This is a genomic window from Ralstonia sp. AU12-08, assembly GCF_000442475.1.
GTDB classification, from domain to species: domain Bacteria; phylum Pseudomonadota; class Gammaproteobacteria; order Burkholderiales; family Burkholderiaceae; genus Ralstonia; species Ralstonia insidiosa.
This window is the reverse complement of record NZ_ASZV01000043.1, coordinates 1-13,763: the sequence shown is the minus strand read 5'-3', so window position 1 is coordinate 13,763 and position 13,763 is coordinate 1. Positions and strand designations below refer to the sequence as shown.

General features: G+C 58.4%; 19 protein-coding genes and 2 pseudogenes. 17 read left to right on the top strand and 4 right to left on the bottom strand.

All coding sequences use genetic code 11. From position 1 onward, the window contains the following. Positions 1-174: 174 nt before the first annotated feature. From C404_RS49940 to C404_RS60080, 3 genes are all read right to left on the bottom strand, one after another. The gene (locus tag C404_RS49940) at positions 175-513 is read right to left on the bottom strand and encodes a P-II family nitrogen regulator (RefSeq protein ID WP_021196337.1); all 339 of its coding nucleotides are present in this window, start codon (positions 511-513) and stop codon (positions 175-177) included. A 65-nt stretch (positions 514-578) separates the two neighbouring features. Then, positions 579-1,397: a TorF family putative porin gene (locus tag C404_RS49935; protein ID WP_021196336.1), complete on the bottom strand. Its 819-nt coding sequence runs from the start codon at positions 1,395-1,397 to the stop codon at positions 579-581. A 76-nt stretch (positions 1,398-1,473) separates the two neighbouring features. Further along, the gene (locus C404_RS60080; RefSeq protein WP_152524476.1) at positions 1,474-1,800 is read right to left on the bottom strand and encodes a hypothetical protein; all 327 of its coding nucleotides are present in this window, start codon (positions 1,798-1,800) and stop codon (positions 1,474-1,476) included. Between the two features lie 136 nt (positions 1,801-1,936). Here C404_RS60080 and C404_RS49930 point away from each other — a divergent pair, with 136 nt between their 5' ends. From C404_RS49930 to C404_RS49915, 4 genes and pseudogenes are all read left to right on the top strand, one after another. Then, a complete protein-coding gene (locus C404_RS49930; RefSeq protein ID WP_021196335.1) occupies positions 1,937-2,200 on the top strand; it encodes an accessory factor UbiK family protein in 264 nt (87 codons plus the stop codon). A 172-nt stretch (positions 2,201-2,372) separates the two neighbouring features. After that, positions 2,373-2,885 carry a hypothetical protein gene (locus C404_RS49925; RefSeq protein ID WP_021196334.1) on the top strand — a complete coding sequence of 171 codons (513 nt, stop codon included), beginning with the start codon at positions 2,373-2,375 and terminating at the stop codon, positions 2,883-2,885. Positions 2,886-3,089: 204 nt separating this feature from the next. Further along, positions 3,090-3,968, top strand: a pseudogene (locus C404_RS49920) (YifB family Mg chelatase-like AAA ATPase); the annotation flags it as partial. Positions 3,969-4,294: 326 nt separating this feature from the next. Continuing rightward, positions 4,295-5,827 carry a hypothetical protein gene (locus C404_RS49915; RefSeq protein WP_021196332.1) on the top strand — a complete coding sequence of 511 codons (1,533 nt, stop codon included), beginning with the start codon at positions 4,295-4,297 and terminating at the stop codon, positions 5,825-5,827. Between the two features lie 78 nt (positions 5,828-5,905). Here C404_RS49915 and C404_RS60075 read toward each other — a convergent pair. Then, positions 5,906-6,072, bottom strand: a pseudogene (locus C404_RS60075) (IS481 family transposase); the annotation flags it as partial. A 96-nt stretch (positions 6,073-6,168) separates the two neighbouring features. On the opposite strand from C404_RS60075, the gene C404_RS49910 reads away from it, so the two are divergent. From C404_RS49910 to C404_RS60720, 13 genes are all read left to right on the top strand, one after another. Further along, positions 6,169-6,702 (top strand): hypothetical protein, encoded by a 534-nt coding sequence (locus tag C404_RS49910; RefSeq protein WP_031329805.1) that lies wholly within the window; start codon positions 6,169-6,171, stop codon positions 6,700-6,702. Positions 6,703-6,891: 189 nt separating this feature from the next. Continuing rightward, positions 6,892-7,446, top strand: coding sequence for a phospholipase D family nuclease (locus C404_RS49905; RefSeq protein WP_021196329.1), 555 nt, complete (start codon positions 6,892-6,894; stop codon positions 7,444-7,446). 76 nt (positions 7,447-7,522) lie between these two features. Continuing rightward, the gene (locus C404_RS49900; protein ID WP_021196328.1) at positions 7,523-8,419 is read left to right on the top strand and encodes an AbiTii domain-containing protein; all 897 of its coding nucleotides are present in this window, start codon (positions 7,523-7,525) and stop codon (positions 8,417-8,419) included. Between the two features lie 49 nt (positions 8,420-8,468). After that, complete coding sequence (locus tag C404_RS60070) at positions 8,469-8,876, top strand: hypothetical protein (protein ID WP_152524475.1); 408 nt, start codon at positions 8,469-8,471, stop codon at positions 8,874-8,876. Between the two features lie 274 nt (positions 8,877-9,150). Then, the gene (locus C404_RS49895; protein WP_021196327.1) at positions 9,151-9,783 is read left to right on the top strand and encodes a hypothetical protein; all 633 of its coding nucleotides are present in this window, start codon (positions 9,151-9,153) and stop codon (positions 9,781-9,783) included. Positions 9,784-9,827: 44 nt separating this feature from the next. Further along, positions 9,828-10,037, top strand: a complete 210-nt coding sequence (locus C404_RS49890; RefSeq protein WP_021196326.1) for a hypothetical protein — start codon at positions 9,828-9,830, stop codon at positions 10,035-10,037. 17 nt (positions 10,038-10,054) lie between these two features. Then, positions 10,055-10,336: a hypothetical protein gene (locus C404_RS49885; RefSeq protein WP_021196325.1), complete on the top strand. Its 282-nt coding sequence runs from the start codon at positions 10,055-10,057 to the stop codon at positions 10,334-10,336. A 26-nt stretch (positions 10,337-10,362) separates the two neighbouring features. Continuing rightward, entirely contained in the window at positions 10,363-10,674 is a 312-nt protein-coding gene (locus C404_RS49880; protein WP_021196324.1) for a hypothetical protein, read from the top strand. Between the two features lie 11 nt (positions 10,675-10,685). Beyond that, positions 10,686-10,949, top strand: coding sequence for a hypothetical protein (locus C404_RS49875; protein WP_021196323.1), 264 nt, complete (start codon positions 10,686-10,688; stop codon positions 10,947-10,949). Positions 10,950-11,020: 71 nt separating this feature from the next. After that, positions 11,021-11,275, top strand: a complete 255-nt coding sequence (locus tag C404_RS49870) for a hypothetical protein (RefSeq protein WP_021196322.1) — start codon at positions 11,021-11,023, stop codon at positions 11,273-11,275. Between the two features lie 387 nt (positions 11,276-11,662). Continuing rightward, the gene (locus C404_RS0130265) at positions 11,663-11,854 is read left to right on the top strand and encodes a hypothetical protein (protein WP_031329803.1); all 192 of its coding nucleotides are present in this window, start codon (positions 11,663-11,665) and stop codon (positions 11,852-11,854) included. A gap of 228 nt (positions 11,855-12,082) precedes the next feature. After that, complete coding sequence (locus C404_RS49865) at positions 12,083-13,498, top strand: restriction endonuclease-related protein (protein WP_152524474.1); 1,416 nt, start codon at positions 12,083-12,085, stop codon at positions 13,496-13,498. Continuing rightward, on the top strand, positions 13,495-13,763 hold a 269-nt coding region (locus C404_RS60720), incomplete at its 3' end, for a hypothetical protein (protein ID WP_235180665.1). The genes C404_RS49865 and C404_RS60720, both read left to right, overlap by 4 nt.

Genomic DNA, 13,763 nt, shown 5'->3' with positions numbered 1-13,763 from the left:
CGGCAGCCGGGGCGGCGCTGGCTTCAGCGGCCGGCGCAGATGCCGCCGGCTTGTCCTGCGCCACAGCCGGTGCGGACAGTACGGCGCCTGCAAGCACCGCAGCGACGGCCCCCGCCGTCAGGAATCGTGTGAACCAGGTTTTCATGTGTGGACCTCTTCCTTGGGCTGTGGTGCTTATAGTGCGTCGCCGCCGGTCTCGCCGGTGCGGATGCGGATGACTTGCTCGACATCGGCAACGAAGATCTTGCCGTCGCCGATCTTGCCGGTGCGTGCGGATTTTTCGATGGCTTCGACGGCGCGCTCGAGCACGTCGTCGGGCACGGCCACCTCGATCTTCACTTTAGGCAGGAAGTCGACGATGTACTCGGCGCCACGGTACAGCTCCGTGTGACCTTTCTGGCGCCCGAACCCCTTGACTTCCGTCACGGTGATGCCCGACACACCGACTTCGGACAACGCCTCGCGGACTTCGTCGAGCTTGAACGGCTTGATGACCGCCATGATGAGTTTCATGCTGGATTCCTCCTCGATTGGCAGCGCCCTGCTGTTGCTCAATGAGCGCCGCCTCGCCTCGTTTGTTAGAAAGTCTTGGTGACCGACAGCAGGGCCGTCGCCTTGCCCATGTAGCTGTTGCGCGTGTTGGTGTAGAACGCGCGCGAAGCATTGGTGTCGATGTACGCCAGCGATGCCGTCCAGCCGCTGCCGAAGTCCTTCGTCACGCCGACCTTCCAGTCGGCATACGAGGCACGCACGGTCTGGTGCGGCACTTGCTGATAGCCGACGTGCAGGTTCAGCGTCAGGCCCCAGAAGCCGGTGTCGAAGTTGCCCGACAGATCAAAGTACTGGCTGTGGTGCGAATCGGGCGTGCCGAACAGGTTCGAGAACGCATGCGAGTACTTGAACGTGACCGGGCCATAGCCGATCTGCGCATAGCCTTCGGTCGTATGCGGCCGCGTGAAACCGTCGGGATAGCTGCCCGGGTAGTAGTACTGCAGCACGCCCACGTCGATGGGCACGTCCTTGACGATCTCGGTCTTGTAGCCACCGTAGAAGTCCATCTCGATGGGTGCGGAGACGCTCGAGTTGGAATCGCTCAACCAGCTGATCGACGAGTTCCAGTTGCCGATGTAGAAGCCCTCAGGCAGCACGCCACCCGGAATGGCGTAATCAAAGCCGCCCTGGATGGCGGGCTTGTTGTTGGTCTGCATGATGCCGCGATAGCGGTATTGGCTGGCCAGCGTGACGTTGGCAGTCAGTGCAGGTGCCGGAGCGGGTGCTGCGGCAGGTGCATCGGCCGCCGGAGCGGCGGGCGCAGTCTGGGCGATGGCGCTTTGAGTCATACCGGCGGCGACACCGGTCAACAACACCACACTGGCTGCGTACGCAAATTTCTTCATAACGGCTCTCCCCCTTTAGAAAGTCGCAACAACGGAACGTGGAAACGTCAAAAAAGTCGCTCCAGTTCTGCAACTGTCATGCCATGTCGATGTAGTGAAGTTGGAGGGTTTCTTCGACCGTGACGCCGCGCGCAGCTTGGGGGAGGAGCAAGGGAAATTGGGGACGGATCGGCCAGGTGACGCACGCCACCCGCCAACGGTTGCCGCAGGCTGATCTGTCTGACACGGCCTCGGCCCGCCCTGGCGCGTAAAAAGCCATGTGATAGAGTGATTTCAACACCGTGTCACGGCCCAGCCTGATGTTCCGGGGCGGCAGACGCTGAATCTGTCCCCGTTTGGACGGCACCGGCAATGCCGCATCGCAGCGAGACTTGCCGGGATTTGTGGAGTTGGAAGCGCTCAACGGGTAGCATCCACGCCTGCAGCACCGAAACCACGCGCCTTGTGCCGCTCTGCGCACCAAGGCACGGCAATCCCCGCGCACAAAAGCGGTGCATGCACCGGCTTGGCGCAGGCAGCATGACCCTCGGAGAACCTCAATGAAACCCACCGATCTCTTTACCGACTTTCAGAACCGCGTGACCGAGGCACTGCGCAACTCACCGGCCGCCGACATCGAGAAGAACGTGCGCGCAATGATGACCCAGGGCTTCTCCAAGCTTGATCTGGTCACGCGCGAGGAATTTGATGTGCAGTCGCAGGTGCTGGCCCGCACCCGCGCCCGCCTGGAAGAGCTGGAGACGCGCGTGGCCGCGCTCGAAGCGCAGCTCAAGACTGCCGCCCCGGCAAGCACTGGCCAGTAATGCGCGAGCGCCCGGCATCACGCCGGGTGCAGCTATCGCCCCTCGCTGTGCCCGCCGCGACACCCGTGCTGCGGCGCACAGCGAAAAGTTCGATGCGCCGCCTTGTTGCGGCTGGTGAACTGATCTAGAACGTCCTTAAGACGCACGCGCAGCAGCGCTTGAGGAGAAGATCATGCAGCATCGCCTCTACTTTCTCTTGCCGGACGTCGCCAGCGCCCGGCGTGTCATGAATGACCTCCTGTTGGCGCGCATCACCGAGCGCCACATCCACTTCGTCGCCAAGGAAGGCGCCGACCTCACCGGCCTGCACGAGGCCAACCTGCTCCAGACCTCAGACATCGTCCATGCCACCCAGAACGGGCTGGTGATCGGCGGCGGTGCGGGCGTGGCAGCGGGCGTGGTGGCCGCGCTGTTCCCGATCATCGGCGAAGGTCCGCAGTGGGGGATGGTCGGCATCACAACCGTGGTCGGCGCGCTGTTTGGCGCGTGGGCCTCCAGCATGATCGGCAGTTCCGTGCCGAACAGCCGCCTCAAACCGTTCAAGCAGGCGGTAGAGGATGGGCAGATTCTGTTGATGGTGGACGTACCGCGCTCGCGCGTGCCGGAAGTGCGTGCCCTGCTGCAGAACACGCACCCTGAAGGCCGCTTCAGCGGTGAAGACTCAGCGATGCCAGCGTTCCCCTGATCGGATCTGCCGACAACAACACCGGAGCCACGTGCTCCGGTTTTTTTTTGCATTCAGACTACGCGTCAAATTTGAATGCACGCCGATATCACGGCATGGCCCGGCTGGCACAGTGGCAGGTTCCTCTTACGCCGCGCACTGACACGCCATGCATCCCTGCCCTGCTCTCTGTTCCGTTCGTCATGTCAATCGGAGAACGCCGCGATGAGCCTCGCCGTCCTGCGTTCACGCGCGCTTTCCGGCATCGATGCGCCAGCAGTGTCCGTGGAGGTGCATCTGGCCAACGGGCTGCCGTCGTTCACCATCGTCGGGTTGCCCGACACCGAGGTGAAGGAGAGCAAGGACCGTGTGCGCGCGGCCATCCAGAACAGCCGCTTCGAGTTTCCGGCGCGGCGCATCACCGTCAATCTGGCGCCGGCGGATCTGCCGAAAGAGTCCGGGCGATTTGATTTGGCGATCGCGTTGGGCATCCTCGCCGCGAGCCGGCAGATTCCGCACACGCATCTGGATGCGCACGAGTTTGCAGGCGAGTTGTCGCTGTCGGGCGATCTGCGGCCAATTCGCGGTGCGCTGGCGATGGCGTATGCACTGTCGCGCAACCCCGCATCCGCAGATGGCGAAACGCCGCTCACGCGCGCCTTCGTGCTGCCCACTGAGAACGCAGCTGAAGCTGCGCTCGTCAGCGGTACCAAGGTTCTGCCTGCGCGTACGCTCATCGAGGTATGCGACCACCTTAGCGCGCCCGACCGCAAACTTGCGCCCGCATTGCCTGCGCCGGTCGATGCCGATATCCGCTATCCCGACCTTTCGGACGTGCGCGGCCAGCCGCAGGCGCGGCGCGCATTGGAAGTGGCGGCTGCGGGCGGCCATTCGATGCTGATGATCGGCCCGCCCGGCACCGGCAAATCGATGCTCGCGCAGCGCTTTCCGGGCCTGCTGCCCGACATGAGCGATGACGAAGCCCTCTCCGCCGCCGCTGTAATGAGCCTGACCACGCGCGGCTTCGATGCCAAGCGCTGGAAGGTGCGGCCGTTCCGGGCGCCGCACCATACGGCATCGGCGGTGGCGATGGTCGGCGGCGGCTGTAAGAAGGTAAATTATTTGCGACTCTTCCAAACTTGAAGAGATGAAGGCACATTATGTGCGATCGACAACACTAGGTCGCCGCCCGAATGACTGTGCAGATAGAGGAGTTCCGATTCAATGACCGCCCGTGGCGACTCGATTGGCTGGGAAGAATCGATTACAGCGGTAGCTCTCAAAGCGAACCTCACATCCTCGCCTACCTATCTGAGCTGAAACAGCCTGTTCCCGGCAAACTTCTCTCTACCCCCGCACTTTCGGAGCCACGGGCACACCGAGTTGTGCCAGTCAAGATAGGGCTGCTTCCATTCTTGAAGGTTGGAACGATGTGGATCGACGGAGTCGCACATGCTCCACCGCAACCACATGACGAAGTTGAACTCAACCTTCAATACAATCAAATCGAGCTTGTCCGGTTCGACGGGAGCGTCAGGGTCGATGGCGAGTCTGTCCCACTCCTGTCACCTCAGCGCTACTCCATTGGCAGAGATGCCAGCAAAGAAGTCGCGGGATCACAGCTCGCTGTTGCGTATAACCCCACCCCCAATCTGCAGCTTGTCGCAATACCGTCCACCGTCCTCTTCCAGACATGCGCGGTCACCTCAGCAAAAGCGATACGACGCCTGGTTTTTGGTGAAATCAACAAGATCGTTGATCCGGAACATGGCTTCCTCCAAGGCCAGCCAGACACCTACAAGGTGACATTGTTCAAAGACTTTCACGACAGTGAGGCGCATACACTGGCCAACTTGGTAGCTGACCCTGTTGCTCGCGAACAGCTCGCAGGATTCCGCCGCACGCTCATCACTCAAAGTGCCAACTTCGACCGCTCACGCGGCGGTAGCTACCCCGAGACACACATCCAATTCGGTCTGCCGTTTTCGAATCCTGCAAAGCTGCGAGTGCGCGGAAAATTTCTACCTTTCGAGGTGAAGCGCAACGGCAAGAAGAAAATGCTTTGGGGTTTCCTTGCGACCGAGATTGTTGATCTGAGCGTGCGCCTTATTTTCGACAACCTCGTTATTGAGCGCAAAAATAACGCCAAGCAAGGGGAAAATGCCGACGACCCGGATCTTCCCTACGCCTTCGGTTCCACAGTTAGGAGTCCGGTGACGCAGGGTGACCCAGTTCAACCTACGACCTCGGTCCGAGACCCCGCTGCGAATCTTGACAAGCTAATCCTGGAAGCCTGCGGAGGATTCACACCCGTGGGCCTAACTCTCGTTAGCAATCCCAAAGAAGTGCAGAAGTATCAGGGGAGACCCCTTGTGCGGCCGGAAGACGGTGCAGACTTCGGCGGTCGAGGCACCACAGGGGAGCCACAAGGCAACTCCAGCGGCTTGGCGGAGGTAGACATCGACGCGCAGCCGACACCAAGCCTCCCGGTGAAGCTTGACGAGTTCTTAAAGGCCCTCGAAATCTTGGCTGAGCGGGGGATACGTTTTGCCACGCTTGCGGCATCCGTAAATCACCGAAAGGTTGGGGAACATGTTGTGAATTACCTTCCAAGAAAAATCAGGAATATTCGCAACTGGCATCTCACCTCTAACGAACCTCACGCTGCGCCAAGAGGCTACGTTGTGGCAGAACTCCACCGCGGCGGAGTGTGGCACTACTTGATCGACCTAGAGAGAAAAGAAAGTAAGGCGACCGGATCGCTCGCGCTAGCGTACATCCGCCACCACACCGGGGAACGCATTGAGCCACCAAAACTCGGGGGCTTCATGGTGGATGTCGTCAAAGAAAGCGGCTGGGTAGGAGCGATCGAGTTCTACAGGCAGTGGGTTTACACGCAGATCCAGCATAAGCCAAGCAAGGGGGTGGAAGCATTCGCCAACGCGATCGCCGCAAAATTCTGAGCGCAACAATCATCGGCCTCTTACCGGCGCAACGAAAATAGCTCCACGATAAACGATGCCTTGGCCGCGTTGATGGTGCGCCGCCACACCACCAGCCAGATAGCGCCCAGCCACTTGTGTGCCGTCGGCGCCGTGACACCACGGCCAGCCGCCGCGCAAGGCGCGCTCAGGCTGTGTTCGGTGATGTCCTGAACCATTTCCAATCGACGGGCAAAGTTGAGTCGGGCATTCTTATGTGTGTTCATCCAGCTGGGCCCCCGGAAGTCTGGGTGTTTGGCGACTTCCAGTTTCCAGACTCAGTTCGAATGAACCTCGGATACAACGTAAAAACGGTGACTGGCATGAATCTCTCTGACTTCCATATCGGCCTCGAATTCATTTGCGGCCCGTTCTGGTGGCGCTGCACAGACGTCGGCACACGCACCGTCACCGCCATTCGGCTCATCGAAGACGACCCGGTCTGGTACGAAGGGCCGCCCTACATGGTTGAGGAAGCGGTGCTCGACGAGACCGAGATAGAAGACGCGCACCTGACTGAAGAGGACCATATCCGTGCTTCGATCGCTGAGGCACGCTCGTCCGGGCATCCGAACTTCCCCAACGAGGCGGTGACGCGGATGACGGACGCACGGCTCAAAGGCGAGCCCTACCCGAGAAAGGGACTATTCCGCTTCGATCGCACGAGCTCGGACGGGGAGATCCTTCACCCATATGCCGGTCGCAGGTCGGGCGACAGTTGGATCATCTGCGTCTATCTCCCGTTTACGAAGGAGTGGGGCGAAATGCAAGAAGCGGAGTTCATCGCCTTGCCTATTGCTTCCAAGATCGACATCAAGCGTCGCGCTGCGCAGTCGTCGCAGCCACGAGGCAGTTGATAACAGGCCCCGTGGCCGCAGAAATCGGGCAATCAACCAAACAATGCGGTCTTGACATCGATTGCTGGCGGAGACCGCCAACCACAAGATTACGCTGCTTAGGAATGAGCAGAGCAACTGCGACAAACGCTGATCGCACCAGATTTTCGCGGACGCGAAAATGCCCTGCGAGCGGCACAAGGAAAAGGAATGCTGAAGCAAAAACTATCTGCAATTCTCCTGAGCTTGCTGTGCACAGCCGTGACGCTGCCTGCGGCTGCCATGCCGGAGACGACGGGGCAATCAATCGAGGTTGGATTTTCGCCGGATGGTACTGCCGAGGCATTGGTACTACGATCGATCGCCAGCGCACGCCGTAGTGTGCGGCTCGCGGCTTACTCGTTCACATCGCCGAAGGTTGTGCGTGCAATGCTCGACGCGAAAAAGCGCGGCGTGGATGTTGCGGTGGTAGTCGATTACAAGCACAACAACAGCAGCAAAGCCGCACGGGCGGCGCTCAACCTGCTGGTAAATGAAGGAATTCCGACTCGGACGATCGACGCCTATGCCATCCAGCACAGCAAATACGCCGTGATCGACGGCCTGCACGTACAGACAGGGAGCTACAACTACAGCGATGCGGCCGCAAACAAGAACTCGGAAAACGCGCTGGTGATCTGGAACCGCCGCGATCTGGCCAACGCGTACAACAAGAACTGGCAATGGCTGTTTGACCAAGGCCGGCCCTATGTGTCGAGTTATTGATCCGGTGCTGCTTGCTTGAACGCTCGCAACAAGACAGAAAATTGTAGTGACTACCGCGCCTTTCGCCGCCTTACCTATGAGCCTTCCGCTGGTACTTGAACTGCAACGCCTTGCGCTTGATGACAACACCTCAGTCGTGCAACTTGTCCGCACGGCGAAACTGGTCGCAGCCAAGCTCAAACTTCCCGACGCGATAGACTGGATCGACCATGAGCTAAACGGATACCCCGACCTGCAGTCGCTTCCGAAGTATCGGATTCTCCGAGGCGAATGTCGCGCCATGAATCCTTTTCGAGGGTGGATACCGGCGCAGCTTCCGGACGCCGAAATGGACGAAATGTGCGCGGAGGCAAGGATTTGTCAGTCCCTCGGGTCTATCGAGCCACTGCTCAGCGACGATAGCGACCATGCCCTTCTGCCTTACCCGTTTGAACTCGAGCGAATTCTGCAGAAGCTGTTCCAAGAACAGACCCGTTTCGCAATACGTTTGTCGAAAGGCCACCTTGCTGGAATTTTTGACGCGGTGCGAAACCTAACGCTCAATTGGAGCATTGAACTCGAACAGGCTGGCGTGCGTGGCGAGAACATGTCATTCACCCCAAACGAGCAAAAGGAGGCTCGCCCCGTGACACAACAGTTCTTCATTCAGAATGCAGGCGTAGTCGGCAACGTTTCGGATCATGCCAACGTGGCGAACCATCAAACCGTGCACGGATCGCTGTCGGTCGAGCGCGTGCGTGACCTAGTTGAGCAGGCGAAAGCCTCCCTGCCCGCTTTGCCGCAGTCGGTCGCCGCAGAGGCAAGCCGCGTGCTGGACGAACTTACAACGGAATCCCGGCAAGCGTCACCCGATGTTGGGAAGCTTCGCCGCGCCCTTTCCTCCCTCAAGACCATATGCGAGGGCGCGGCGGGAAACATCGTGGCGTCTGGCATTACTGCGGCAGTTACTGCCCTTCTAACCCATGCTGCATAAGTCCTTCCGCTGAAGTGATCAGCTTCGCAAGAGGGTAGGAACACTCACAATGAGTACGTACAAATTCAAGATGGGCCGCGGACCTGACGCGGAAGTCGTTTTCGAAGATGCCGATGCATCAACTTTCGCAGCCAAGGTTAAGGAAGAACTTGCCAAGATTCCTCCAGGGCTTCCAACGTCGTTCAATTTCGGTCCGGTGGTAGAAATGCCTGATGGTCAGCTGCTTGCTGACTTGGCGCTTCGCCGCTGGCTGGCCAACTTCGATACGCTAACGTGCGCTCCATGCCCAAAGTGCAGAGAACGCGAAAAACTTGCGACTGTGCGGTCCATGAGTGTTGGATATGTGCAGTGTGATGCGTGCGGATTCATGGGGCCTCAGTTGATGGCCGGACCAACCTTGCCTGAGCGCCAGTTTTTTGCGGATGTCGTTCGTGCGTGGAACCACGTGCCGCGATGACTCGGGAAAAGGCTGGATGCCATCCTTGGAGATATAGATGCCAGAAGAAAGATACTCAGCGATCGTGGATGCTCTCGATGCTCGGGGACGCCCCGATGCTTTCGGCGAGGACAACTTTTACCTTGAAGGCCAGGCAGCGCGATGGGCTATCGCCAATTGCAATGGCTTTCCGTGGCGGGTTGTTAGCATGCAGACCGGAGTCGTCATGACCCACTCGGCAAACGTGAGCACAACTGAATCAAGCGATGGCGAAGGCTGAGCACAAGGAAACACAATGAGCTACGACGAGCACGATGCGGCGATGGATGAAATGTACGAGCGCATCGGCGATGAGTTGTATTCGGAGCACCGCATCCAAGCGATTAGCGAGTTCACGGCAGATCGCCTGAGATCGTTCTATCTAGCCAATCCAATGGTTATGCGACCCGCCGTCGACGCGCTTCAGGAGGCTAAGCGTCTCAAGGCAAACGGACATCACCCAGCGGCTGTCGTGTTTTGTGCCACGACAATCGAGTTGTTCTTGAAGGCAACGCTCCTGCAGCCCATCGTCTACGGCCTTGTCCACAACGATGGCCTGGCTGAAATCATCGTGAAGCACGCAGTCGGGCAGACAGGTTTTGATCGCTACCGAAGCCTGCTATCGCGTCTCTTTCAAGAACTGGCCAATCTAGACATTGCAACTGTAAGTCGAGATGGTGTTTCAGTCGCGCTCATTGATGAGAGCAAGCGTGTGCAAGATCTGCGGAACGACATCATTCACAAAGGTCACACGTGCGACGCAGCCGCTGCCGAGAATGCGTTCGACGTAGCTGTAGCGGTCTTCGATAAGATCGTCGTTGATGTGCTTTGGTCTATCGGCCTCGCTGTCGGAGAGAAGGGCCGCATCGACCGCCGTCAAGTCACGTAGGAAAAACGCCGGCCGCGCCGGCAGAAAGCCATAAGGGGGAGAACATGGACTTCGAGCAATACACCCGAATCATCACAGCAATCAACGACCAACTTGAGGCGATCGCTGATCTGACGGCCGCACAGGCCCTGACCGGATGCGCGGACCAAAACAATCCGATGTTCGTTAAGGCGATGCGCGAACACGAACGATTGACCGCAATGTCCGCCAAGCTGACCAATAGTGCTCTGCACGCGATCGGGCTGAAACCATAGCAACAACGGAAAAATCTATGTCAATGTACGACGATTTTTCGTCGATCACTGGAGAGCAGGCACTTATGGCTTTCATAAGCGCCTATGGTTTCCAGAAAATCAGCGCGGAGCCAAAATGGAATCTCGGGGAATACGAGATGACGTATCAGGGAACAACCTTTCGTGTTGGATACCGGTGGTACGACCCATCACAGGCGTTCTCGATTCAGCGCGATATTCACAAGGCTCAACTTTGGTCGGTTGGTGCGGGTGGGGTGGTACAGGTACACGGAAACGTTGAATTTGACGAAGACGCTTAGCCCGGAAAAACAAGGGAGAGGATTTCATGTTCGACATTCTGGAAGTCTTGTTCTTCCACACCAAGAAGCTTCGGGATCAGTCGGGACGGTTGCAGGACCCTCTCACGGCTCTGCAATCCGCCCTCGGAGCGGACTTCGAGGTAGAGCCTCACGAATACGTCGGTGCTTCGGGACTCGATAGCTCGCGACAAATCGTTCGGATCGCTGCCACCACCACCGAGTACACATCCGCACAAGAGTTTGAAATACGTGTACGCGAACTTGCAGACGCCGAAACGTTTCCGTGGCAGCGCATCGGCGCTGTTCCCGTGGGGCAGACCGAAACCGTTCTTAGCTGATCAGAAATGTCATGAAAGTATTCGTTGTGATTGATGACGCAATGGGCGGGAACCAGTATGCCGGTGTTCACCGGGCTCGACCTGATGTTCGGCAGGGGAACTGGGTAACTGAAGTCAATGTAGTTGGTGTGCAAACGGACCCTGAGTTCGTGTACGTCGCGCAGACCTACGACCCGGGGATGGACGTCCATCGTTTTGAAGGCGTGTACGGGAACTATGACAGCGCGCATCACGCGTCCGGTCAACGGGGCTTAGCGCTTCGCATCAAGATTTGAGTCTCGGAAAACAATCTGGCGCGCGAGTGCCCTGATCGTCGGCCAGCCGCCGGCAACGTACCAGGACCATCATGAACCAAGCTGCCCACGAGTTGATCACTATCGACGTTACGGAGGCTGCCCCGAAGGGATTGGGCCGGCTCCCATATGCGACCCATCCGAGAGTCGGCGAGTGGGTCGAGATTGAAGTCGATGAGAAGGCGTTAATGTTCGAAGTCGTCATGGTGGCCCATTCAACGAGTCGTGGTCTCTCGGACATCTACATCCGAAAGGTCGGACCGACGTCCGAGGCCGTGCGTTCATTGTGCTGTGCCGCGACCGCGTGACTCGGAAAAATAATGAAACGAGATCACTGAGCTTGTTTGGTGTGTGGGCTGGTGGAGCGGGATCAGCGATCTTGCGGCTCAATGCAACGTGGTTGTCCTGCACGCAAGGTGCAACCTAGAACACGGGACTCAAAATTCAAGGCAAGAACACTGTCGACGTAGCGAAGGAAATTGGAAAATAGCGAAATTGGCTAGAAAATATCGAAGCTAGCTGCCACGTTGATTCGCCTAGATCCTTTCCTGGGGCCGTTCTACCGGTAACTCGTGGCCTATTTGAATTTCGCACCGCACAAATCAGAGGGTTGCGACCCGAGGGCCTGACCGTTGATGGCAATACATGCCACCGCCGACAGCGGTATTCTGTATGCGGACCAGATGGAGCAAGCTATGTCGGCAGACAAACTCGGTCGCTTCATGACCGGCGAGCTGTTTCTAGCACGTGCGAACGCGGCAGTTGCCAAGGCGGTACGTCGGCTCGAAGAGCAGGGCATCCCGCCCACCTACGTCCGGCGCTCGCAAAGCCATGAGCCGGAGGCCCAACCCAACTCTCGCGTCGCTGCAGAGCCCGAGGGGGAATGAACTGGCGTCGTATGCCGTGCCAGTGGCCTACAGCCGGCGAAGGAAAGCGCATTGTGAGGTGCACCTACTCAGAGTTCCACTGCCTCCCAAGGAGACGACAATAGACAACACGCGCAGATTGGAATATTCTAATTTCACGTTGGAATATTCTAATCCCGCGTTATGCCGACTCTCTGGGAAGCACTAAAGGAAGAGCACGACTGGACAGGCTCGCTTGACGAGCTTGTGATGCACTCCAACGCGCTTGCCGAATCATTCCCGGTCGCACCCAACCGGCATTTGCCGCCAAGGACCCGCGCGACCGCAATGGATTACCGGAGCCAGAAAATAATCTCGCCTGCTCATGGCAAGAGCTTTTTCTGGCTACATTTGGTGCAGTTTTGCGCCGCACGCTATTTGGTGGACTGCGGCTGGAAGCGCAACGAGGTAGCCGCCTGGGTTCAGCCACGAAGCGTTGGCAGCATTTTAGAAGCCGTCGTTAGCTCGGTTCGCCCGCAACCCTCCGAAACTAGAGAGGCGACGGACCTGCCAGAAGTGGTCGAGGATTTACAGCAACGCGCCTATCTATGCACCCGACTGCTCGCCGCAGGAATTGTCGGACAGTATCAAAGTGCGCGGCGTGGCATGCCGGTGATCCACGACAACACGCTTGATGCGATGTTGTCCCGAGCCATGATGATCCTAGCTGGCCTCTATATCAAAGAGGGCAAGGAGGACACCGCCGGCTCTGTTCACGATCTGCTGAAGAAATGCACATTGCCCCTGAACGATTCCGCTTGGGGGCTGGACGTTTTTCGCCATCCCGAATTCCCGTACCGCACGCTACGTCTGATTGATCCCGACGCGCGGCTACCAACTCTTGATTGCGTCGAGCTGGCAACTCAGACAAAAAGCGAGTTGGACTTACGTGAGCAGTTGGCGTTCGAAGCGTTGCGTTCAACAGCCGATCAGTTCGCCGTTCGAGCAGCGGAAGTGTATTCCCTGTTACGCAGTTACATTGTCGAGCATCCAGTAACGACGCTGGCTGAGCTGCGCGACTTCGAAAGGGACAAGGATCTACAGCCCGCACGCAGCTTCCTCCTGTCTTGCTACGAACCCGTATTAGCCCACCACCTCGTTTCTGGTCGTCTGCATATCTGCCCAGGTTGCAGAATTCCGATGGGACGAGCTCGGCTAGCACAACATGTTGCGTGTCGGACGACTCAGTGCGAGCAGTTTGACCGTCCAGTAGCTACCGGCGAAGTTGAACCAGAGCACGAGGAATTGCGCATCGCGAAGCCCCATGTGCTCGCCTACTGGATTGCACCTGGCATTGATGAGCTGGCGATCTACCGAAAAGCGTTGGAATGCGGACTGAGCCCAACCATCTATCCAGACCGGGATAGCTGCGATATCGCCCTGGACGGAGGGCGTACAGGAATCGATGTAAAAAGCAACGCGAGCCCGTTTTTGCTAGCTGAATCACTTTCGCGGTCGTTGCATGGGTTGGCGCTTTACGATCTTCGTATTGTCGCCATCAACAACCAATGCGCCGCCCGCGTGCCCGGCTACCTCGATGTACTGCGACGCGAATATCGCGGCAAGACTGAAGTCGAGTTCATGCTGGTGGGCACGTTGCTGGATAAGTTGGAGGAGCCGCGGTGACACCGAACCGCTTGCGACAAATGGGCCTCGAGCGGCTGGACTTGCTCTGCGGGTTCCTCTACTACACGCTCAATGAGCGGACGCTGATACATGCGCCAATGCTGCTTCAGGGATTCCGCAGCATCGAAAACAGCGCGCTGCTATCCACGCACGCTCTGTCGCTCCGAAACCTTCGGCGGTGCTGCAAGGGTCTAATCACGCAAGCTGCGATCCGCGCTGCGGTTGGACGCTACAACGACCAGCAGTTGCTCCCAGCGCATGAGTC

Coding starts and splice junctions, on each gene's coding strand:
- C404_RS49870 (WP_021196322.1), top strand. CDS start 11,021: ATGAACCAAGCTGCCCACGAGTTGATCACTATCGACGTTACGGAGGCT.
- C404_RS49895 (WP_021196327.1), top strand. CDS start 9,151: ATGAGCTACGACGAGCACGATGCGGCGATGGATGAAATGTACGAGCGC.
- C404_RS49885 (WP_021196325.1), top strand. CDS start 10,055: ATGTCAATGTACGACGATTTTTCGTCGATCACTGGAGAGCAGGCACTT.
- C404_RS49905 (WP_021196329.1), top strand. CDS start 6,892: ATGCTGAAGCAAAAACTATCTGCAATTCTCCTGAGCTTGCTGTGCACA.
- C404_RS49865 (WP_152524474.1), top strand. CDS start 12,083: ATGCACTCCAACGCGCTTGCCGAATCATTCCCGGTCGCACCCAACCGG.
- C404_RS49900 (WP_021196328.1), top strand. CDS start 7,523: ATGAGCCTTCCGCTGGTACTTGAACTGCAACGCCTTGCGCTTGATGAC.
- C404_RS49940 (WP_021196337.1), bottom strand. CDS start 513: ATGAAACTCATCATGGCGGTCATCAAGCCGTTCAAGCTCGACGAAGTC.
- C404_RS49910 (WP_031329805.1), top strand. CDS start 6,169: ATGAATCTCTCTGACTTCCATATCGGCCTCGAATTCATTTGCGGCCCG.
- C404_RS49880 (WP_021196324.1), top strand. CDS start 10,363: ATGTTCGACATTCTGGAAGTCTTGTTCTTCCACACCAAGAAGCTTCGG.
- C404_RS49935 (WP_021196336.1), bottom strand. CDS start 1,397: ATGAAGAAATTTGCGTACGCAGCCAGTGTGGTGTTGTTGACCGGTGTC.
- C404_RS60070 (WP_152524475.1), top strand. CDS start 8,469: ATGAGTACGTACAAATTCAAGATGGGCCGCGGACCTGACGCGGAAGTC.
- C404_RS49890 (WP_021196326.1), top strand. CDS start 9,828: ATGGACTTCGAGCAATACACCCGAATCATCACAGCAATCAACGACCAA.
- C404_RS0130265 (WP_031329803.1), top strand. CDS start 11,663: ATGTCGGCAGACAAACTCGGTCGCTTCATGACCGGCGAGCTGTTTCTA.
- C404_RS49875 (WP_021196323.1), top strand. CDS start 10,686: ATGAAAGTATTCGTTGTGATTGATGACGCAATGGGCGGGAACCAGTAT.
- C404_RS49930 (WP_021196335.1), top strand. CDS start 1,937: ATGAAACCCACCGATCTCTTTACCGACTTTCAGAACCGCGTGACCGAG.
- C404_RS49925 (WP_021196334.1), top strand. CDS start 2,373: ATGCAGCATCGCCTCTACTTTCTCTTGCCGGACGTCGCCAGCGCCCGG.
- C404_RS49915 (WP_021196332.1), top strand. CDS start 4,295: ATGTGGATCGACGGAGTCGCACATGCTCCACCGCAACCACATGACGAA.